We start from the raw sequence: 20,409 nt of genomic DNA on the forward strand, positions 1-20,409 counted from the left end.
TTTAGAGTTAAAGCGCCTTGTTAATGATGGCTTTATGAAATATTTTTCGCATAATTTAGGATAGGCCAAATTTATAAACTACATTTATTTCTCAAATAAATTACTATCTAATGAGAAAAAAATTACTGTTTTTATTCGTACTTTGTTTTGGTATCACTCACGCTCAAAAGGACTACCTGAGCTATGAAAACCTTACTAAAAGTCTAAAAGAGCTTGACGCCAAAAGTAAATATTGCACTGTAAAATCAATTGGTAAAAGTAGTGGAGGCAGAGAAATATGGGTAGTAACAATTTCCGAATCAACCACTCCAAAACCAGCTTTGCTTATCACAGCCGGGCTTGACGGAAAATACCGTGCTGGTACACAGATCACCTTAAAAATGATTGATAACGTATTGAAAAACGAGAAGTTAGCTGCAATTTTAAAAGAAAAAACGATTTATTTTGTTCCTGCTGTAAATCCGGATGCCATAGATGCTGCTTTTGGTGCTGTAAAAATGGAAAAGCGCGGTAACGATACCAAAACAGATGATGACAGAGACGGTAAAATAGGCGAAGACCCTTTTGAAGATTTAAATAAAGATGGTTTAATTACGCAACTTCGGATTGAAGATGTAACAGGAAGTTTCATTGAAAGCCCAGAGGATTCCCGTGTTTTAATAAAAGCAGATCCAACAAAAAATCAGGTTGGCAAGTATGTTTTAATTTCAGAGGGAATTGATACCGATAAAGACGGAATGTTTAATGAAGATTTTTCAGGAGGAGTCAATATCGACAAAAATTTTACTTTTGACTATCCTGCTTTCGAAAAAGGGGCAGGAGTTTATGTAGCTTCTGAGCCAGAAACTAGGGCACTTCTTGATTTTTTATATTTGAATCAGAATATTTATGGTGTACTTACTTTTGGGATGCACAATAATTTATCTGAGACTCCAAAGTATGATAGTAAGTTAGCTAGTTCTAGAATTATTAAAGGATGGTTAGAAAAAGATAGTAAAGCAGCAGAGCAGGTTTCTAAATTATATACCCAAAAAGCGGCAATCAAAGGCGGCCCTAAAATGCCGATGACCAAAGGAAATTTTGCGCAAGCCGCTTATTTCCATGCAGGGAGATTCAGTTTTTCAACACCAGGCTGGTGGGTTCCTAAAGTAGAGGCTAAAAAAGATTCGCTGTATTCTAAATTAGAAAAGCCAGCAGAAAAAGATAAAGAGGAATTGAATTCAGAAGTCTCTTTTTTAAAATGGGCTGATAGCCAAAATATAAAAAATGTTTTTGTTGACTGGTCAGTTATTAAACATCCTGATTTTCCAAATCAAAAAGTAGAAGTAGGAGGTTTTATCCCTCATGCTCTGAACAATCCACCTGTGAAATTTTTAGAAGAAACAGCGAATAAACATGTGCTTTTTGTGGAAGAACTTTTGGCAGCCATGCCAAAAATTGAAACAAATGTTCCCGAAGTAGAAAAGATAAAGGAGAACTTATACCGCGTCACTATAAAAGTGGCCAATAAAGGGTTGCTGCCTACTTATACTGAAATAGGAGACAAAATCCGATTTGTTTCTAAAATGAAAACAGAAATTCTACTCCAAAAAAATCAAATCATGGTTTCTGGCAGGAAATATTTTATCCGTAATAGTATGCAAGCGGATGAATCAGAGGAATATTCATGGCTGATTTCAGGTACAGGAAAAGTGACGATCACTACAGGTTGTGCCACTGCAGGATTTAAAGAGGTAATTGCTGATTTGAAATAATAAGTTGACTTCAAAAAAATAAAAAAGGATATTGAATCCTCATCGATAAAAAGTAAAAAAATGAAAAAATACATACTATTCAGCTTGTTCAGTTTTGTTTTTTGGGTTACTAATGCTCAAAAAAATGGTATTGCTCCACAAGATTTAAATGGCATCCGTGCCATTGGTTCCCCTGCTAATCCCAAAGTAAAAATGACTTGGGATCAGTACCATGATTATGCACAGGTGACTCAGCTAGGAAGAGATTTGGTGAAGGCCTATCCAAATTTAGTTAAAATGGAATCCGTAGGGAAATCCTATGAAGGAAGAGATCTTTGGGTATTAACGATCTCTGATTTCGATTCCGATAAAGTTGAAAACAAGCCTGGTTTTTATATCGATGGCGGAATTCACGCAAATGAAATGCAAGGTGTTGAGGTTGCCATGTATACGGCATGGTATTTAGCGGAGAGTTTTCAAACTATTAAATTCATAAATACTTTATTAAAAGAAAAGGTGTTTTATATTGTAATGACTATCAGTCCTGACGGGCGGGAAAATTTTATTTACAAACCGAACAACTCTAATACCTCTCGTTCAGGAATGCGTCCTTTTGATAATGATGGTGACGGTCTGGTGAATGAAGATACGCTTGATGATTTAGATAACGACGGGAATATCGTGATGATGCGCAGAAAATCAAAAACAGGACGATGGAAAACAGATCCTAAATATCCTACTCGCATGTATCAGGTCAAAGGAGATGAAATAGGAGACTATGAAATGTTAGGGTATGAAGGTTTAGATAACGATAAAGATGGTTTAGTAAATGAGGATTTGATTGGGATGTATGATCCAAACCGAGATTGGGGATGGAATTGGCAACCTAATTATGTTCAAAATGGGGCATTGTTTTATCCAGGTACACTTCCTGAAACCCGTGCTATAAAAGCCTTTATTATCAATCATCCCAATATTGCCGGAGCACAAAGCTACCATAATTACGGCGGAATGTTTTTAAGAGGTCCTGGCGCTGCAGAAGACGATGCGTTATTTGCTCCACAAGATATTGAAGTGTACGATAATATTGGAAAGTTAGGAGAAAAAATGATTCCGGGTTATAATTATTTTGTAATTCACAAAGACTTGTACACTGTTTATGGTGGAGAAATTGATTTTTTGTCTTTGACTCGAGGGATATTTACTTTTAGTAATGAATTGATGACTTCCTATAAGTTATTTAACCAAAAAAATACCGCTGGACGATGGGATAATGATGAATTCAATGAATTTGATAAATACCTGTTGTTTGGTGATGGCTATGTAGAATGGAAGGAGTTTAATCATCCGCAGTTTGGCGATATTGAAATAGGCGGTCCTAAAAAGAATTACATTCGGAATCATCCGGGGTTCATGATTCAGGAAGATGCACACAGAAACATGGCGTTTTCATTGTACCATGCGTATCAGACTCCAAAATTAGAAATTGTAGGTATTGAAACTGAAAAGCTTTCAGGGGATTTAGTTGCAGTGACTGCCACAATTATGAATACAAGGATCATTCCAACCCATTCGCGACATGATGTAAAAAACAAGATAGAGCGTCCTAATTATATCAGTTTAGCGGGTAGTACCATTGTAGCGGGTATGACAGTTCAAAACGAAGATTTGAATTTATTTACAGAACAAAAATTCAGTCCAGAGACCATTGCAGTACCTATTATTGAAGGGATGGGTAATGTAAAAGTAAGATGGATCGTTAAAGGAAATCCTTCAGGAGCAACGGTAAACGTTTCCAGTGCCAAAGGCGGAACAGTCTCTGAAAAAGTAAAATAGAAAATGTACTTATACAAAAGGAGATTATTAAAAGTTAATTTTGATAACCTCCTTTTTTATTTTGAAGAGTTGATGTTGAATGGAAATTATAAAAAAATAACGTCATTAATATTTATAATCTTATTTCTTCTATGTCTTTGATAGAATAGTTTATATGTTGAGAAAAATTATTAAATACAATAAAAATGAAAATTACAAATAGAGATATAAAAATATTTTTCTTAGGATTTGCTACCTTTTTTATTACCGAAACAATCTACGACTGGGATTCTACTATTGGTTCGATTAAAAGAGGTTGGGATGCGGGCTCAAAATAGATTTGTAGAAAACGAAATTTTTGACACTAATCTTTTCCTTTAAATAGAAGACATTTCCATTTAATAAACATTTATTCTGTAAATTATATTAAAATTAAATCGGTTTATATTTTAAAATCTAAAATAATAACTAACTTTGTATTCCAAAGTACTTTATTTATGAGCCAAAAACATCAAGAAGATTTATCGCATATTCGTTCCATGATGGAGCGTTCTTCCAGATTTATTTCATTAAGTGGCCTGTCAGGAGTATTTGCCGGGTTATTTGCATTAGCGGGATCATTTTATGTGTATCAATTGTTTAAAAATAATGGTATTGAATATTTTGATGGTAGTCAAAAGATGTATAGCTATGATTTAATAACCGAATTAGTTTTCATTGCTTTGGTGATTTTGATCTTAGCATTGGGATCCGGTATGTTTTTTACTTTGAGAAAAAGTAAAAAGTTTGATTTGCCGGTTTGGACTACTACTACAAAGAAGATGGTACTAAATCTAGCGATTCCTTTATTAGTTGGAGGCGTATTTTGTACAGCACTTTTATATCATCAATTATTTGCTTTAATTGCTCCTGTTACTTTATTATTTTATGGTTTAGCACTTGTTAATGCTGGAAAATATACTTTTTCGGATATAAGATACTTGGGTATATGTGAGATTATTTTAGGATGTATTTCCCTTTTTTATCTTGGATTTGGACTTGTTTTTTGGGCAATAGGATTTGGAATTTTGCATGTTCTATACGGATTAGTTATGTTCAAAAAATATAAATAGAAATGGGAATCATTGACACATTAAATAAAAGCTTCGAAAGTCGAGTCAGATTAGGCATTATGTCTGTTCTGATGGTAAACGACTGGATTGATTTTACCGAAATGAAATCGTTATTGAATAGTACAGATGGAAATTTAGCCAGTCATTCTTCAGCATTAGAAAAATCAGGATACATAGAAATAAAAAAAGAATTTGTCGGTAAAAAACCAAAAACTTCATATCGTGTTACCAATAGGGGTAGAGTTGCTTTTGTTTCGCACTTGAATAGTCTTGAAAAATTAATCAAATCCAAATAACTCGTTTTTTTAACTTATTACTTTGAATTAAAAAGTACTTTAAATTTTTATTATGAAAAAATTACATTTTATTTTAACCAGTAGTTTGGTTTTTACACTGCTTTTTTACAACGAGGATTTGGGTCTCAATTGGGCCATTTTCGGGATGTTGCAAACCGCCTTAATATGTTATTTTTTTCAAGAGAAATTCACCAGCAGGATGCATTTGCTTTTAGTAGTGACATCGGTTATGTCTTGCTTTGCATTTGCCTGGTATGGAGACCTTTCATCATTTTTTGCCATGGCTTTGTCGATTATTTTTTTACAATTCAAAACTCAGGAGCCAAAACTTAAATTGTTACAGGCTCTTCCTTTGGTGTTTATCAACGGAATCGCTTCGTTAGGGCGCATATTTATGTTCAGCCAATATCTTCCTAAGCCAAAAATAAACAACGGTTTTGTTAAAAAACTGATTGCTTATTTTGTTATTCCATTCCTATTTCTTGGGTTATTCTTAATTGTATATTCTTTTGGAAGCGATCATTTTTCCTCTTTCTTTACTGATTATTATTTAGATATAGATCCTTGGCAAGTATTTGTACTGACCGTTTTAGGTTTTTTTATTTCATTCACTTTATGGAATTATTGGATTCCGGAGGTTTGTTATAAAAAGAATGATTTACTGGACAATGATTTTAAGGATGAAGCCAAAATGCAAAATCTAAATTCATTTTCATTTCTTGATTTGGATTTCGAAAGAAAGAGTGGCGAGATTACCTTAGTGCTTTTGAATGTTATGCTTTTGGTGTTTATAGCGACCTATAACTACGAGCAGTTTTTTGAAACAATTCAAACATCCACATTAAGCGCAGCTACTCACGAAAGAGTAAATGCTGTCATTTTTTCTATCGTTATGGCGGTAGGTGTGGTCTTGTTTTATTTTAAAGGAGGATTTAATTTTGATGTAAAAGCAAATAATTTGAAACGATTAGCTAAAATTTGGATTCTTCTAAATGGAATTTTAATTATTAGTACGCTCATCAAAAACTCCGAATATATTTCTAATTTTGGTTTTACCTATAAAAGAGTGGGTGTATTTGCTTTTCTGATTTTGGCAATTATTGGATTAATTTTTACCTTTTTAAAAATTATAAATCAAAAAACGAATGCCTATCTTTTCAGTCAAATGATTTGGTATTTTTACGGAACGATTCTTTTATGCAGTTTTGTGAATTGGGGGAATCTAATTACAAATTATAACATTTCAGTAAACAAAGGGGTAGAGCCTATGTTTTTATCCGGATTAAATTTTAATGATGAAATACGTAGAGCCTATTTTTTACGAAATAATTTAAATGGTCAATACATTGAACTTACAAGAGAGAAGGAAATTAGTCGCATGCAATCCAATTCTTTTTTGTCTAAAGCGTTGTATTATGAATTTGTAACTAGTAAGTAAAAGTAAAATCCCATTCAGATGTGAATGGGATTTTTTTTGTTTAATAATCGCCTCGTCCTTTAAATCTAGGATCATCTCTTTTGATAAATTCCGTTCTTCTTTTTGGTACTTCTACTTTTGGTAAACTGGCTTCTTCGGTTTTGATTGAAGGTTCGATGAGTTCGTTTAATTCTTTGATTTCGGCATCAGTCAAATCACGGAAACGACCCACAGGAATGTCCAGCGAAATATTGATAATTCGGATGCGTTTTAATGCCGTAACTTCATACCCCAGGTATTCACACATTCTACGAATTTGACGGTTTAAACCTTGTGTCAACACGATTTTAAAAATGGTAGAACTAATTTTTTCTACCTTACATTTTCGGGTGACGGTGTCTAAAATAGGCACGCCATTTCCCATTTTCTCGATAAAACGATCGGTGATGAGTTTGTTGACTGTTACGGTATATTCTTTTTCGTGATTGTTTCTTGCACGTAATATTTTATTGACGATATCGCCGTCATTGGTCATGAAAATCAATCCTTCACTGGCTTTGTCCAATCGTCCTATAGGAAATATACGTTTGGGGTAATTGATGTAATCTACAATATTATTGCGAACCTCCAGATTTGTAGTGCATTCAATTCCTACCGGTTTGTTGAAAGCAAGATAAACAGGTTTTTCATTTTGCTCACGGATTAGTTTACCGTCAATACGCACTTCATCATGGGGAGAAACTTTGGTTCCTAATTCCGGTACGACTCCATTGAGTGTTACACGACCTTCTGCAATGATTTTGTCAGCTTCGCGACGAGAGCAATACCCGGTTTCTCCTATGAATTTATTGAGGCGTTTTAGATTTTCTTCCATGATGCAAAAGTAATGAATTTGGAAATAGTTATACCAGTTTTGTATAATCTTTGTCATTTGGACGAAGCAGAAATGGCATAACGATCCTAATATTCTGTTGAGGTTTGTGCTACTCCGTTTCAAATAAAAAGTGAGAGACTTTTTTATATAATTCATCGTCATGCATACTATGCCCTAACCCATTCGTTTCAATAAAAATAGAATTTTTCCAGGTGTTGGCTATTTTTTTTCCTTCTTCAAATAAAACAACAGTGTCATCTGTGTCATGAGCGATTAATCCTTTTGTTTTTATTTTAGTTGCAAAATGCTTGGCTGAGAATTTTTCTAGTTTTAGTTTAAAATGATTTAGATAATGTGCTTCAAGTCCTTTTGAAATTTTAGAATTTAAACTTAACATGGCAGTATAATTATCGAGAATAATTTTGAAATCACTCGGAGATCCTAAAATCACCATTTTCTCAATAGTATTGTTTTGATAAACAGATTGATAATACAAGCAGGTTTTTCCTCCTAAGGAATGACCAATTAGGTATTGCGGTTTAAATCTTTGAACTATAAAATCAATAGATTTAGCATACTGGGGAATATTAAATTCCTTTCCACTTGATAAGCCATGAGCAGGAGCGTCGATTGCTATGATTGTACTACCGGATTTTTTTAAATAAGGCACCATTTTTTTCCAGCGGGAGGCATTGCTTTCCCATCCATGCACGAGGAGTATTACAGTATTATTTCCTTTCCAAGTATAGGTTTGAATGTCGTGTCCGTTATGCTGAAAAGTTTCCGCATCTGTTTCTTGTAGTATTTTTGGAAGTTTTGCAGCAGTAAGCCTGCCTTCGCGGGGTTCGCTAAAAAGAGAATAAGCAAGTTGGGTTGCCTTGTCAAGAAATACGTAGCTTAATAAATTTACGTATAATCCAATAGTTTTAGTAAACAGATAATAAAGTGTTTTTTTCATAAAAAAAAAAGTCCCGATTGGTATCGGGACTTAACTATAATTAGAATTTAGAAAACAATTGTTCCATTTTCTCTTTTTCTTCGTCAGCCAATACACTGTCGACTAATATTCTTCCGGAGTGTTCATCAGTAATGATTTTTTTTCTGGAAGCAATTTCTACCTGTGTTTGTGGGGGTATCGTGAAGAAAGATCCTGCAGAGGCTCCTCTTTCGATAGAAACAACAGCTAAACCATTGCGAACACTTGTTCGGATTCTAGTGTATGCTTTTAGCAATCTTTCTTCTATTAAAGCTTGGTATTCTTGTGATTTCTCAGTTAAGAATGCTTCTTCTTTAGCTGTTTCAGCCATGATGGCGTCTAGCTCTGATTTTTTATGCTTTAAATGATTTGATTTAGCTTCTAATCTTTCTTTAGAACTAGAAATTACTTCTTTCTTGTGTTCGATTGAAGCTTTCATTTCTTTAATTTGTTTTTCAGACAATTGAATTTCTAATTCTTGAAATTCAATTTCTTTAGTCAACGAATTAAATTCTCGGTTGTTACGAACCGTTTCTTGTTGCTTAGTATATTTTTTGATGGACTCTTTGTGCTCATCAATTGCATTCTTTTTTACTTTGATTAGATCCTCAACAACTTCGAGTTCTCCTTTCAGTTTTTCTGAACGGGTGCTTAAACCTGCAACTTCATCCTCTAAATCGTCTACTTCTAAAGGAAGTTCTCCTCTTACGTTTCTGATTTCGTCAATTCTAGAGTCAATAAGTTGTAAATCATAAATTGCTCTTAACTTGTCCTCAACACTTAATTCTTTCGTATTCGCCATATTCTATAAGTACTTAACTGGATTTGAATTTTCTTCTGATAAAATAATTGCAAAATTAAGGATTTTTTTCCGAAGATACTCAACAATATAATTTTTTGTATAGCGTTCGCTTTCAAAATGTCCTATATCGGCCAAAAGCAACTTGTTTTCGGCCTCATAAAATTGATGGTACTTCAAATCGGCCGTCAAATATGCGTCTGCTCCGGCCTGAATTGCATTTTTTATGGCAAAACTTCCCGCTCCGCCAAGCACAGCTACTTTTTTAATTGTTGCACCTGTAAAACCGGAATGTCGAATTCCGCCGCACTCCATTTTTTCTTTTGCAAAAAGCAGAAACTCTTTTTCATTCATGGGATTTTTTAATTCGCCTATTATGCCTAAGCCAATATTTTGGTGTTGGTTTTGCAATTCATAAATTTCATAGGCCACTTCCTCATAGGCGTGGCTATTGAATAAGGCTTTCAGGATTTTGTTTTCCAAATGTTTTTCGAAAGTGACTTCGATTTTGATTTCGTTTCCTTGTACAAATTCAAATCGTTCTCCAATTTGCGGATTGCTGTGCTGGTTTCCCATGTAGGTTCCAATTCCTTCCGAATTAAAACTGCAGTTTTCATAGTTTCCAATAGTTCCCGCTCCTGCCTCAAAGAGGGCATTTCGTACTTCTTCCGCATTTTCAGGAATCGTGTAGGTTACTAATTTCCGAATGAAGTTTTGCTTTGGAATCAGGATTTTTGTATGTATTAATCCTAATGCATCACTAAACATTTTATTTACACCTTCCTGATGATTGTCCAGCGCAGTGTGAACGGCATATATAGCTATGTCATTTTTTATGGCTTTGATAACAGCGCGTTCCACGTAGTTTTTACCCGTTATTTTTTTCAATCCAGAAAATAAGATGGGATGAAAACAAACCACCAGATTGCATTTTTTTGCAATCGCTTCGTCAATTATATTTTCTAAAGCATCATGGCAAACTAAAATACCTGTAGCCTCCGTTTCCTGATCGCCAACCAATAGTCCTACATTGTCAAAATCTTCAGCATAGGCGAGTGGCGCCATTTCTTCGAGTACGTCTATTATTTCTTTGATTTTCATATTTTTGACTCTGATTTACACAGATATATTTTTATACACAGATTCAAAGTTATTTTTAATTTGCGAAAATTTGTGAAATCTGTGTTAGATTTTTAAATCAAAGATAATTTATTCTACTTTCGTAAAATGAATTTACTTCGAAAATTACTATTCCCTTTTGCCGTTTTGTATGGTCTAGTAACGTGTATTCGGAACTTTCTTTTCGATAAAGGGGTTTTAAAATCATACTCGTTTGAATTGCCTATTATTGCTGTTGGGAATCTTAGTGTTGGAGGAACCGGAAAAACGCCCCAAATTGAATATTTGATTCGCTTTCTTTCGGATAAATATAAAATTGCTACACTAAGTAGAGGCTATAAAAGGCAATCTAAAGGTTTTATTTTGGCAGAAGCCACTTCGAATGCAGAAACCTTGGGAGATGAACCTTTTCAGTTTTATCAAAAATTCCCATCGATTCAAGTTGCGGTTGATGCCGACAGAAAAAATGGAATAGAGCAATTGCTTTCGCAATCCATAAAACCAGAAGTGATTTTGCTTGATGACGCTTTTCAACATCGAAAAGTAAAAGCGGGTTTTTATATTTTATTGACTTCTTATGGTGATTTATATTCGGATGATTGTATGTTGCCAACCGGGAATTTACGCGAAAGCCAAAGCGGAGATGCAAGAGCAAACGTGATTATTGTAACCAAATGCCCTTTTAATCTTTCATCAGAGGAACAGGAAGATATTAAAAAGAGATTGAATCTTACGACAAATCAAGAATTATACTTTACTTTTATAGCATACGATGGTTATATTTATGGGGAAAATTTAAAGATTAAAGGGAATGAAATTCAAGATGCTGCTAAGGTACTAGTGGCAGGAATTGCAAAACCGGAACCATTTTTCGCCTATTTTAAGGATACTAATGAGGTCTGTTTGTCTTTTCCGGATCATCATAATTTTACCGATAAAGACATTTTAGAAATTAAAAAGTTAGCTCAAAACAACATGATTATCACTACCGAAAAAGATTATATGCGATTGAAAGGAAGTTTACCAAGCGGACAACTCTTTTATCTGCCTATAAAAAGTACTTTTATTTCCGGGAGTGAAAATTTTGATAAAACAATTACAGATTATGTGGGAACAAGTACAGCAAACCGTTAATTACATTAAGCAAAGAATTGATTTTACGCCAGAATATGGTGTGATTTTAGGATCAGGATTAGGGAGTTTTACCGATGAAATGAAGGTAGAATATACACTGCCCTACAATGAAATTTTAAATTTCCCTGTATCGACGGTACAAGGTCATAAAGGGGCCTTGGTTTTTGGAACAATAGGCGGTAAGAAAGTAGTGGCCATGCAGGGACGGTTTCATTTTTATGAAGGCTATTCGATGACTGAAGTGACTTTTCCGGTGCGAGTGATGAAGTTTTTAGGGATTGAGAAATTAGTGGTTTCAAATGCATCAGGCGGTGTGAATCCGGCCTATAAAGTAGGCTCTATTGTGATGCTTACGGATCACATCAATATGACGCCGGAGCACCCTTTACGTGGGAAAAATGACGAACGTTTTGGACCTCGTTTTGTAAATATGAGTGAGCCGTATTCGAGAAAAATGATTGCAAAAGCGACTGAATTAGCTAGGCAACTTCATATCGAGGTTCATGAAGGAATTTATCTGGGGCTTCAAGGGCCTACTTTTGAAACTTTGGCTGAATATAGAATGGTCAAGACTCTTGGTGCAGATTGTGTTGGGATGTCAACCGTTCCTGAAGTAATTGTGGCCCGTCACATGGATCTGGAGACCTTTGGAATTTCTGTAATTACGGATATGGGTAATGAAGAAAGTATTGGCACTATTTCACACGATGAAGTATTGGAAGCAGCAAAAAAAGCTGAACCGCAAGTGAGGAGTCTTATTAAAGAATTGATTTTAAACTATTAATGATTAGATGTATTCAGCGATTGTTATGTAAAATTCCTCTGGGGCGAACGGTTTTGTAATGACTTCATTCATTCCAAAAGACAAGAGCATTTCGCGGTTTTCATGCAATGAGATCGCCGTAAGGGCAATGATGGGTGTAGTTTTATCAAATATTCTAATTAATTCTGTAGCGATCGTGCCGTTGATTCCAGGTAAATGAACGTCCATAAGAACCAAGTCAAATTTGTTTTTCCGAACTAAATCAATGGCATCTTCCCTATTGTCAACTAATTCACAAATGATTCCTTTATTGATCAGCATCTTTTTAGTGATCATTTGGTCAATTTTATTGTCCTCTACCAAAAGTATTTTTTATATAATAATTTAGAATCATAGTTTGCTTTTGGTTTGGTTTCCTCTTGTAACGGTTGCTCACTTATTTTAAAGTCCGGCAGGAATGAAAATGTAGATCCTTCTCCTACAGTACTTTTTAGTTTAATTTGGCCACCCAGTATTTTAATTAATTTTTTTATAATAATTAATCCTAGCCCCGTGACGCCATATTTTCGATTTACTTCTATGGAACTTTGGGAAAAATTGTCAAAAACACTTGCCAGTTTATCTTCGGGGATTCCAATTCCGGTATCAGTAATTTCATAATATAAAGTTGCATTTTCATTCTACAAAGAGTGTAGTTTGGTAATTACGTGTACGGCTCCGTTTTGTGTAAATTTTAGCGCATTGTTGATTAAATTTCATTTGGGTTTTCTACCAATAACAAATGGGTAATTCCATTGATGGTATTCAGAGGGGTTTAAAACTTGAAAATAAAGTCGCGCTCTTAGAGAACGTTTCTATGGCGTTATCAACCTCTTTTAAACCAAAATAAATTTTACCCAGATTATAATTCTGAAGTGCTTGATCTTCTATTTTTTTATTTCGAGTCGCATAAAGGATTGCTTTTTGAGTGTGTAGCAGTGCTTCTTTGTAATTATTAGTTTGAATGCTGGAGTTCCTTAAACTAGTGTAATATAAAATACTGCCCGTTTTCTCTATAGATTGAGGAAGCAGTGAGGAGTAAAAAAAAATAATAAAAACAAAAAAATAATTGATTTGTAATTAAATTTTTTTGTGGTTATTTTCTGTTAATAGTATTAGGTCAATTATTCTGGATGAATAACCAATTTCATTATCATACCATCCAACTACTTTTACCATTTTATCAATAACCGAAGTGAGTTGAGCATCGAATATACAAGAATTTTTATTGCCAATGACATCAACTGAAACAATTGGGTCCTCGGTATAATCTAAAATACCTTTTAGAGTAGTTTGTGCAGCATTTTTGAAGGCGGCATTTATTTCTTGTATTGTCACTGTGCGCTTTACATTGAATGTGATGTCAGTCAAGGAGCCGTCAGGGACAGGTACCCGGATGCCGCAACCGCCAATTTTGCCTTCAAACTCGGGAAATATTTTTGTCAACGCTTTTGCAGCACCTGTTGTCGTGGGTACAATAGATTGACTTGCTCCTCTGGCGCGACGTAAGTCTTTATGTGGTTGGTCGTGCAGACTCTGGTCTGTGGTGTACGAGTGAATCGTAGTAATGTAGGCTTGTTCTATACCGCAAAGGTCATTGATTACTTTGATCATTGGAGCGGCATTATTGGTAGTACAGCTGGCATTTGATATAATGGTTTCCGTTCCGTCAAGTATACAGTCATTGACACCTAAAACGACTGTTTTGATAGTGTCTACTTCTGATGGTGCGGAAAGGATTACTTTTTTAGCCCCAGCCAAGATATGGGCATTCAGCGCTTCAAAAGTCTTGTATTTACCTGTGGATTCGATTACGTAATCAATGTCTATACTTTTCCAGTCTAGATTGGAAATGGTTTTTTCATGGAAAAACAAAAAATGATTTCCGTCTATCAGAATTCCTTTTTCATCATCGCTGACCGTAAAGGGTAACACTCCGTGAATACTATCATATTTCACTAAATGGGCCATCGTTTTCTTGTCGGCAATATCATTTATGGCAACAACTTCTATTGAGGGATGGTTTAAAAGTAATCGGAATAAATTCCGGCCGATTCTTCCAAAACCATTTATGGCTATTCTAGTTTTCAAATGGATTCATTTATTCGTTTATTCGTTTATTCGTTTATTTGGTTAACCGATTAAACAAATAAACGAAGAAACTATTTATAATATATGTTTTTGTGCTTTGTAAGAGGACCGAACTAATGGTCCACTTTCTACATGACGGAACCCTAGTTCTAAACCAAATTTCTCGTATACTGCAAATTGATCGGGTGTTATGAATTCTTTTACCGGCAAATGTTTTTTGCTGGGTTGCAAGTACTGGCCTATTGTAACAATATCCACATTGGCTTCCCGTAAGTCCCGCATGGTTTGAAAAACTTCGGCTTCTTGCTCGCCCAGACCTAGCATAATACCTGATTTTGTTCTCTTAATTCCTTTTTCTTTCAAATAGCGTAATACGGCTAAACTTCGGTCGTATTTTGCCTGAATGCGGACTTCACGGGTTAATCGGCGTACTGTTTCCACGTTATGCGAAACTACTTCAGGATTGGCTTCTACGATACGGTCAATATTTCTTTCGATACCTTGAAAATCAGGAATCAGCGTTTCCAGTGTTATATTGGGGTTCATTCTTCGAATGGCTTTTACGGTTTCTATCCAAATGATTGAGCCGCCATCTTTCAAGTCATCTCTGTCAACGCTGGTAATCACGGCGTGTTTGATATTCATGATTTTGATAGAACGCGCTACCTTCTCGGGCTCATCCCAATCTACGGTTTCGGGTCTTCCTGTTTTTACCCCGCAAAAACCACAAGAGCGCGTACAAGTGTTTCCCAGAATCATAAAAGTTGCTGTTCCTTCACCCCAGCATTCACCCATATTAGGGCAACTTCCGGAGGCACAAATTGTATTTAAGCTATATTTGTCCACTAAGCCACGAAGCTCAGTGTATTTTTTTCCTATTGGGAGTTTTACCTTCAACCATTTTGGCTTTGCAGTTGGTAAAGTATTTTCTAAAACTATTTCCATATTTAAATTTTCAAAGTACAAAGATAAGGAATAGAGTTTATTTGTAGATTCGTTTCGTTGTTTATTTGAATAAAGAGATACGGATACTTTGGCAGTACTATAGTCGCTTTTCTTAGGAAGTAGTCGTTCTGATTTTCGGAATATCCATGCTTTTTGCTATGTTTCTCGAAATGGTGGCAAGGGATGCCACTGCCATCAGAGCTCAATTAGATAAAGGTACACTCGTAAAAAAAATCAGGTATAAAAAAGCTTCAAAATGAATGGAATATTTTTTTATTTAATTCATCTGTACCGAAGAAAAGGATGTACTTATGGTGGTGCTTGCCATGCCTTGAGTTGGTGTAATTGGTGTGGTTGTATAATTAGTGGTTTTTAGAATATTCGGACTTGCCAGTGGAGCCTGTACAATAACAGGATGTGCTAACTGGTCGTTTAGAATTGGTATTGCTGTGGTTTGTTTTTGTATTTCAGACAACACTTGTGTAGGTGTTTCTACAAGCTGGCTTTGTAGAATATCAGTTAATTGAACTGTGGTATTTGTAAATTCAGAAATGGTAATTACAAGGCCGTTTTGAGGATTGAAATAACTAATAATCAATGGAACGGCGACAACTGCCACCGAGAACAATAATCCCATAAATAGTGCCGTTAATGAAGTTTTGGCACTTTCCTGGCGCAACTGATACGCGTCATACTCTTTGTTTTTGTCTTGAAAAATAAGGTTGATCCAACTGGTTTGGTAAAGGCTTAATTTTGACATAATTCATAGATTTAATGGTTAAGTAGCAGTTAAATCATAAGTGAAGGATGTTTTTATTTATAACACATAAAACAAGATTACTATTTTATAAATCTAGCATTTATTTTTTTATTACAGTAAGTTTATGTGTGTTTATTCAACTTAAATAGTACTTAGTACTCATAAATAGTGTTTTTTTAATAGAGTTATTCATAATTAAAAACGCATCCAAGTCTATGGATGCGTTTTGTGATTGGGTTTTGTTACTTTATAAATTGCATTTAGAAAGCATATTTGAATCCAATTTGTATTTGAAACGGATTTCCGGAAAGCGAAGGAAGTCCGGCATTATTAACTCTATAATTAAATTGCTGTCTGCTGCTGTCAAACCCGGGAACTGCTGCTGTTGTTCCGGATGCCGGTGTGCCTAAAGCATATAAGGACTGGCTTCCAAGGGATTTATTGACTCCCCATTCTTTATGTAATAAATTGGCAACATTAAAGATATCCGCTGTAAATTCTAAAAATTGTTTTTTGTATAAAGTAACTTTTTTACTGATTCGAATATCAACTAGTCCGTAAAATTCATTTATTCCTCCATTTCTTTCGGCTAATTTCCCAGAGTATTTGTTGATGTAGTTTTTTAAACTTTGACTTGCATTAGGATTGTCGAGTATGGTTTGCAAACCTGTTTTTATGTTTTGAGGGACAGTTGAGTTATTGATATCAAATATGTAGGCTAAATCATTTGATGCTGTCACAAAATCAGCATTTGTATTTCCTCCTGATAATAAACTGTATCGCGTACCGCCAATACCGGAATAACGTACACCAACACTGAAGCCATAAAATGTAGGCAAGGTTCCGTAAAATACTACTTTATGGCGGAAGTGATTATCAGAATAACTCATTTTACTCAAATCTCTGGGGTCATCTTCAACCGGTAAAACTAAAGTTGCCGTATTGGCTACATTTCCATTAAAAGAAGTATTGTCTTTTGTATCATTCAAGGTATAACTGGCGGATATTTCACCGTCTTTAAAATAACGGTATGTTGCATCCACCACCAATGCAAATTGATTGACTTTACCTTCGCTGTTTAATTCTAACACACGTCCTAGTGTATTACTGATACGGCCTTTCGTCCAGTCTCCGGCTCCATTTGCAGGTATTGAACTGGCCGGAACATAGACGCCACGATTTCCTTCATTAGCCAAAGTGAAAAATGGATTTGCAACCATATTTCTATCAACATATACATAGTTATTGCGGCCCAAAGTTGCATAACCTGCTATGCCAGCTTTTAATTTCTCAGTAAAAAAATGGGAATACGAAACATTAGCTTTATAGACGACAGGGACTTTAGCATCTGATCCCGTAAAATTGATAGTAGGCAATTGGAACGCATCTAAAGTTGGAATACTTGCATAATTATTTCGATAATCAATGAAATTTGGCATCGGAACATTAGGCGATCGAACATCTACTGTAGCCGTATGATTTCCGTCAAAATATAAATTATTGATGATTGCATAGTTGTTTAAATCAGAAGCGAAAATTCCGCCTCCTATGCGGACATAGTCCTTGTGGTTTTCATTTACATCCCAAGACAATTGGACTCTGGGTTGAAGAATAGCCGACTGGAGCTTGTTGTCCGTACGAATGCCCAGTTCATCAAAAACCAATTGATTAAAGGTGGCTGTTGGATATGCAGCATAATCAAATCTTAATCCTAAAGTCATGTCTAATCCTAATGCTATTTTGGTTTGTAACTGACCATATATTCCTGCGTTTAATATATTTGAGGTTACCGTAGGGTCGCTTACTAAGGGTACTTCTCTGTAATAGCGATATGGCGTTTGGTTTTCAAAATTAGCAATGCTATTAAAATGGAAACGTCCATTTACCTCGCTGCCATATAACGATTTTGAATTGGTGTGCATTAAATCAAATCCAAAAGTATATTTAACTTTATCCGTGTTAAAGTATAAATTATCTACAATTTGAAACACATTATTAGAGAATTTTTCTTGTGCAAATCGATGCCCGCCAATTTGGATATTAGTCGTTCTCACCGCTCCGTTAATTGTTGAAGCAACGTTTTCTACAATGGCGCGAGGTATATTGTATGAAGGCAGCTGGTCGCCGGGACTGCTGTCCTGAAAAGTATACAAGTGTTGTACTTTCAACTCATTCGTAACTCTTGCATTTACTTTTGTTCGTAAAGACGCCAGAATACTATTGTCAATACTTAAGTCATCACCTGATGATTCAAATAAATTAATAGCAGTATTATCTTGTAGTCCCAATTTATTATTATCGTAAGTAAAATTATTGCGAACAGTCAATAAATTATTATTGTTTATTTGCCAGTCGATACGAGCAAAGGCCGCATCAGAATTTCGTTTTTTCTCAAAAGAACCATATTGTGGGGAACTGGAAACTCCATATTTATCTCTTGCTATTGCTACAAAATTGTCAAGTGTTGCTCTTGTGACATTAAAGCGTAATTCATCCTCTGGAGATTGAATATCAGCGATAATTAGAGGGCGCAAATCTTGTTGATGGTCCCAAGCAACAAAGAAGTGCAATTTGTCTTTAATGATTGGTCCACCAAGAGTGAAACCGTATTGTGTGGTAGAAAAATCATTCTGACGTCTGTTTCCTCTAATGTCATACGGACTAGAGAGCCAGTCTGCACGATTGTAGGCAAACATACTTCCGGTAAGATCATTTGTGCCGGATTTTGTTACGGCACTTACCGTCCCGCCGCCACTTCGGCCATAGCTCACATCGTATTGATTGGTAACTACCTTGAATTCTCGCACGGCTTCAATAGAGATGGAGTAGGGAGCACCGCTTCGGCTTGTTGTTGCCCCTGCTGAAGTTGGGTTTTTAGCATTCATACCATCCAACGTATAATTTGTAGAAGAGGCTAACTGTCCGGAAATATTACCACCTCTGCTCAAAGGCGATAAATCCATCAAACTTGTAAAGTTTCTACCATTTACGGGTAATGCATTAATAAGTGTTGCAGTTACCGCGGTGGCTGCGCCTAAGTTTCCTGTTTTGTTTTTTAAACCTCTGCCTACTACTTCAACCACTTCAAGATTTTGTATTTCGTCCTGCATCAGTATTTCAATATTTATTAAATCACCCTGATTTAAAGAGTAGCCGGACCGTTGTTGCAGGCCATAACCTATCGCCGTAACGCTGATTGTGTATGGACCACCTAATGGGAGTTCTTTGAAAGTAAAAACCCCTTTAAAATTTGATAGCGAACTGGTTTGGAATCCGGTTGATTCATTTCTGATTTGGACCATTGCATCTTTAAGAGGTTCTGCATTTATTCCTGAAATACTTCCCGAGATCGAGGCCTGCGTGGTTTGGGCAAAATTTTCATGGCTAACAAAAATAGTCAGCACAATCGTAAATAAAAATAATTGGAGTTTTTTCATGAATATTTTTTTTGTTTTTTAATGCCGACAAAGGAATTGACTAATTGAAAATTAGCTGTTATTTTAACAATAACACTTGTGTGCTTTTGTGTTAATTAAAACTTAAAAACAAGGTTAAAAGAATCCTTTTCTTTAAGATATTGCTACCTGATTTATCGCTAAAGGCTACCATTTGCGCTGGTAAAATGTTTTTAACTTAATACTTTCTTAATAGTTGAAACTTTTATAGGAGTTATTTTTACCACTAAATTTTAAACAGAAATTATGAAATTCATGAAATTATTGCTAGCCTCCTTAGTAGTCTTGTTATTTTTAAATTGTACTCCAAATAAATTTGTTGTCTGTGGTCACAGAGGAGCCATGGGGCATGAAACCGAAAACACATTGGCATCAATAAAAAAAGGAATGGAATTAAAAGCGGATATGTTAGAAATAGATGTTTTCAAAATTAAAACGGGTGAAATGGTTGTTTTTCACGATAATGATTTAGATCGTATTACCAATGCTAAAGGAAAAATCGAAGACTACAGTTTTGATGACTTGAGAAAAGTGCTGGTTGCCGGAAAACATCAAATCCCAACCTTGCAAGAGGTGATTGAGACGATAGATAAAAAAGTGGTACTTAATATCGAATTGAAAGGTACAAATACCGCAACGGATACGTACAGAATAATTGAAGAATACAAGAAAAAAGGGTGGAGTAATAAGAATTTCTTTATTTCTAGTTTTCGAGTAGATGAATTGCAGACTATGCGGTCTTTAAGCAAGGAAATAACGATTGGTTTACTGGCGTATAAAGATCCCATTGCGAATATTATTAAAACAGCAAAAACACTTAGCGCACAAGCAATAAATCCGTATTATAAGACCTTAACGACTGAAAATGTAGCGATAATGAAAGCTAATAATTTCAAAATCTATCCTTGGACTGTGAATGAACCTATCGATATTAATAATTTACAAGCGCTTAAGGTGAACGGAATTATTACGGATTATCCGGAAAGAATCATAAGATAATTATACGATAAACACGGGTTTTTATAAGGTGATCTAAAGTTGTTTTTAGATCGCCTTTTATTTTGTACCGTATTGATGCGTT

General features: G+C 35.1%; 19 protein-coding genes. 9 read left to right on the top strand and 10 right to left on the bottom strand.

Annotation, left to right across the window (positions count from 1 at the left end; genetic code table 11):
- Window positions 1-110: 110 nt before the first annotated feature.
- The 6 genes from EKM02_RS06915 to EKM02_RS06935 all read left to right on the top strand — a co-directional run bounded on the left by EKM02_RS06915 (window position 111) and on the right by EKM02_RS06935 (window position 6,394).
- Window positions 111-1,754 carry a M14 family metallopeptidase gene (locus tag EKM02_RS06915; RefSeq protein WP_126453580.1) on the top strand — a complete coding sequence of 548 codons (1,644 nt, stop codon included), beginning with the start codon at window positions 111-113 and terminating at the stop codon, window positions 1,752-1,754.
- Window positions 1,755-1,814: 60 nt separating this feature from the next.
- Entirely contained in the window at window positions 1,815-3,569 is a 1,755-nt protein-coding gene (locus tag EKM02_RS06920) for a M14 family metallopeptidase (protein ID WP_126453582.1), read from the top strand.
- Between the two features lie 185 nt (window positions 3,570-3,754).
- Window positions 3,755-3,886 carry a hypothetical protein gene (locus tag EKM02_RS15160; RefSeq protein WP_255416280.1) on the top strand — a complete coding sequence of 44 codons (132 nt, stop codon included), beginning with the start codon at window positions 3,755-3,757 and terminating at the stop codon, window positions 3,884-3,886.
- 159 nt (window positions 3,887-4,045) lie between these two features.
- Window positions 4,046-4,660 (top strand): hypothetical protein, encoded by a 615-nt coding sequence (locus tag EKM02_RS06925; RefSeq protein WP_126453584.1) that lies wholly within the window; start codon window positions 4,046-4,048, stop codon window positions 4,658-4,660.
- A gap of 2 nt (window positions 4,661-4,662) precedes the next feature.
- Window positions 4,663-4,956, top strand: a complete 294-nt coding sequence (locus tag EKM02_RS06930) for a winged helix-turn-helix domain-containing protein (RefSeq protein ID WP_126453586.1) — start codon at window positions 4,663-4,665, stop codon at window positions 4,954-4,956.
- Between the two features lie 52 nt (window positions 4,957-5,008).
- Window positions 5,009-6,394, top strand: coding sequence for a DUF4173 domain-containing protein (locus EKM02_RS06935; protein ID WP_126453587.1), 1,386 nt, complete (start codon window positions 5,009-5,011; stop codon window positions 6,392-6,394).
- A 40-nt stretch (window positions 6,395-6,434) separates the two neighbouring features.
- Here the strand turns inward: EKM02_RS06935 and rluF are convergent, their stop codons facing one another.
- From rluF to EKM02_RS06955, 4 genes are all read right to left on the bottom strand, one after another.
- On the bottom strand, window positions 6,435-7,247 hold the full coding sequence (gene rluF / locus EKM02_RS06940; protein WP_126453659.1) for a 23S rRNA pseudouridine(2604) synthase RluF: 813 nt from the start codon (window positions 7,245-7,247) through the stop codon (window positions 6,435-6,437).
- Between the two features lie 109 nt (window positions 7,248-7,356).
- A complete protein-coding gene (locus EKM02_RS06945) occupies window positions 7,357-8,205 on the bottom strand; it encodes an alpha/beta fold hydrolase (protein WP_126453589.1) in 849 nt (282 codons plus the stop codon).
- A gap of 40 nt (window positions 8,206-8,245) precedes the next feature.
- The gene (locus EKM02_RS06950) at window positions 8,246-9,025 is read right to left on the bottom strand and encodes a zinc ribbon domain-containing protein (RefSeq protein ID WP_126453591.1); all 780 of its coding nucleotides are present in this window, start codon (window positions 9,023-9,025) and stop codon (window positions 8,246-8,248) included.
- Between the two features lie 3 nt (window positions 9,026-9,028).
- On the bottom strand, window positions 9,029-10,123 hold the full coding sequence (locus EKM02_RS06955; protein WP_126453593.1) for a Nif3-like dinuclear metal center hexameric protein: 1,095 nt from the start codon (window positions 10,121-10,123) through the stop codon (window positions 9,029-9,031).
- Window positions 10,124-10,249: 126 nt separating this feature from the next.
- On the opposite strand from EKM02_RS06955, the gene lpxK reads away from it, so the two are divergent.
- The gene (lpxK, locus tag EKM02_RS06960; RefSeq protein ID WP_126453595.1) at window positions 10,250-11,275 is read left to right on the top strand and encodes a tetraacyldisaccharide 4'-kinase; all 1,026 of its coding nucleotides are present in this window, start codon (window positions 10,250-10,252) and stop codon (window positions 11,273-11,275) included.
- Window positions 11,247-12,059, top strand: a complete 813-nt coding sequence (locus tag EKM02_RS06965; RefSeq protein ID WP_126453597.1) for a purine-nucleoside phosphorylase — start codon at window positions 11,247-11,249, stop codon at window positions 12,057-12,059. The genes lpxK and EKM02_RS06965 overlap by 29 nt, the downstream gene beginning before the upstream one ends.
- Window positions 12,060-12,062: 3 nt before the next feature.
- On the opposite strand, the gene EKM02_RS06970 is transcribed toward EKM02_RS06965, so the two are convergent.
- From EKM02_RS06970 to EKM02_RS06995, 6 genes are all read right to left on the bottom strand, one after another.
- Window positions 12,063-12,374 carry a response regulator gene (locus EKM02_RS06970; RefSeq protein ID WP_126453599.1) on the bottom strand — a complete coding sequence of 104 codons (312 nt, stop codon included), beginning with the start codon at window positions 12,372-12,374 and terminating at the stop codon, window positions 12,063-12,065.
- A 20-nt stretch (window positions 12,375-12,394) separates the two neighbouring features.
- Window positions 12,395-12,691, bottom strand: coding sequence for an ATP-binding protein (locus EKM02_RS06975; protein ID WP_126453661.1), 297 nt, complete (start codon window positions 12,689-12,691; stop codon window positions 12,395-12,397).
- Between the two features lie 466 nt (window positions 12,692-13,157).
- Entirely contained in the window at window positions 13,158-14,168 is a 1,011-nt protein-coding gene (gap, locus tag EKM02_RS06980; RefSeq protein ID WP_126453601.1) for a type I glyceraldehyde-3-phosphate dehydrogenase, read from the bottom strand.
- 75 nt (window positions 14,169-14,243) lie between these two features.
- Window positions 14,244-15,113 carry a lipoyl synthase gene (gene lipA, locus EKM02_RS06985; RefSeq protein ID WP_126453603.1) on the bottom strand — a complete coding sequence of 290 codons (870 nt, stop codon included), beginning with the start codon at window positions 15,111-15,113 and terminating at the stop codon, window positions 14,244-14,246.
- A gap of 277 nt (window positions 15,114-15,390) precedes the next feature.
- Window positions 15,391-15,873 (bottom strand): hypothetical protein, encoded by a 483-nt coding sequence (locus EKM02_RS06990; RefSeq protein ID WP_126453605.1) that lies wholly within the window; start codon window positions 15,871-15,873, stop codon window positions 15,391-15,393.
- Between the two features lie 260 nt (window positions 15,874-16,133).
- Entirely contained in the window at window positions 16,134-19,310 is a 3,177-nt protein-coding gene (locus tag EKM02_RS06995; protein ID WP_126453607.1) for a TonB-dependent receptor, read from the bottom strand.
- 264 nt (window positions 19,311-19,574) lie between these two features.
- Here EKM02_RS06995 and EKM02_RS07000 point away from each other — a divergent pair, with 264 nt between their 5' ends.
- Window positions 19,575-20,327 (top strand): glycerophosphodiester phosphodiesterase, encoded by a 753-nt coding sequence (locus EKM02_RS07000; protein ID WP_199878468.1) that lies wholly within the window; start codon window positions 19,575-19,577, stop codon window positions 20,325-20,327.
- Window positions 20,328-20,409 lie beyond the last annotated feature (82 nt).

It is taken from the genome of Flavobacterium sp. RSP49 (assembly GCF_003968735.1).
Lineage (GTDB): Bacteria > Bacteroidota > Bacteroidia > Flavobacteriales > Flavobacteriaceae > Flavobacterium.

Excerpts from the sequence above, each read along its gene's own strand:
- EKM02_RS06915 (WP_126453580.1), top strand. The coding sequence starts at position 111 with ATGAGAAAAAAATTACTGTTTTTATTCGTACTTTGTTTTGGTATCACT.
- EKM02_RS06920 (WP_126453582.1), top strand. The coding sequence starts at position 1,815 with ATGAAAAAATACATACTATTCAGCTTGTTCAGTTTTGTTTTTTGGGTT.
- EKM02_RS15160 (WP_255416280.1), top strand. The coding sequence starts at position 3,755 with ATGAAAATTACAAATAGAGATATAAAAATATTTTTCTTAGGATTTGCT.
- EKM02_RS06925 (WP_126453584.1), top strand. The coding sequence starts at position 4,046 with ATGAGCCAAAAACATCAAGAAGATTTATCGCATATTCGTTCCATGATG.
- EKM02_RS06930 (WP_126453586.1), top strand. The coding sequence starts at position 4,663 with ATGGGAATCATTGACACATTAAATAAAAGCTTCGAAAGTCGAGTCAGA.
- EKM02_RS06935 (WP_126453587.1), top strand. The coding sequence starts at position 5,009 with ATGAAAAAATTACATTTTATTTTAACCAGTAGTTTGGTTTTTACACTG.
- rluF (WP_126453659.1), bottom strand. The coding sequence starts at position 7,247 with ATGGAAGAAAATCTAAAACGCCTCAATAAATTCATAGGAGAAACCGGG.
- EKM02_RS06945 (WP_126453589.1), bottom strand. The coding sequence starts at position 8,205 with ATGAAAAAAACACTTTATTATCTGTTTACTAAAACTATTGGATTATAC.
- EKM02_RS06950 (WP_126453591.1), bottom strand. The coding sequence starts at position 9,025 with ATGGCGAATACGAAAGAATTAAGTGTTGAGGACAAGTTAAGAGCAATT.
- EKM02_RS06955 (WP_126453593.1), bottom strand. The coding sequence starts at position 10,123 with ATGAAAATCAAAGAAATAATAGACGTACTCGAAGAAATGGCGCCACTC.
- lpxK (WP_126453595.1), top strand. The coding sequence starts at position 10,250 with ATGAATTTACTTCGAAAATTACTATTCCCTTTTGCCGTTTTGTATGGT.
- EKM02_RS06965 (WP_126453597.1), top strand. The coding sequence starts at position 11,247 with ATGTGGGAACAAGTACAGCAAACCGTTAATTACATTAAGCAAAGAATT.
- EKM02_RS06970 (WP_126453599.1), bottom strand. The coding sequence starts at position 12,374 with ATGATCACTAAAAAGATGCTGATCAATAAAGGAATCATTTGTGAATTA.
- lipA (WP_126453603.1), bottom strand. The coding sequence starts at position 15,113 with ATGGAAATAGTTTTAGAAAATACTTTACCAACTGCAAAGCCAAAATGG.
- EKM02_RS06990 (WP_126453605.1), bottom strand. The coding sequence starts at position 15,873 with ATGTCAAAATTAAGCCTTTACCAAACCAGTTGGATCAACCTTATTTTT.
- EKM02_RS06995 (WP_126453607.1), bottom strand. The coding sequence starts at position 19,310 with ATGAAAAAACTCCAATTATTTTTATTTACGATTGTGCTGACTATTTTT.
- EKM02_RS07000 (WP_199878468.1), top strand. The coding sequence starts at position 19,575 with ATGAAATTCATGAAATTATTGCTAGCCTCCTTAGTAGTCTTGTTATTT.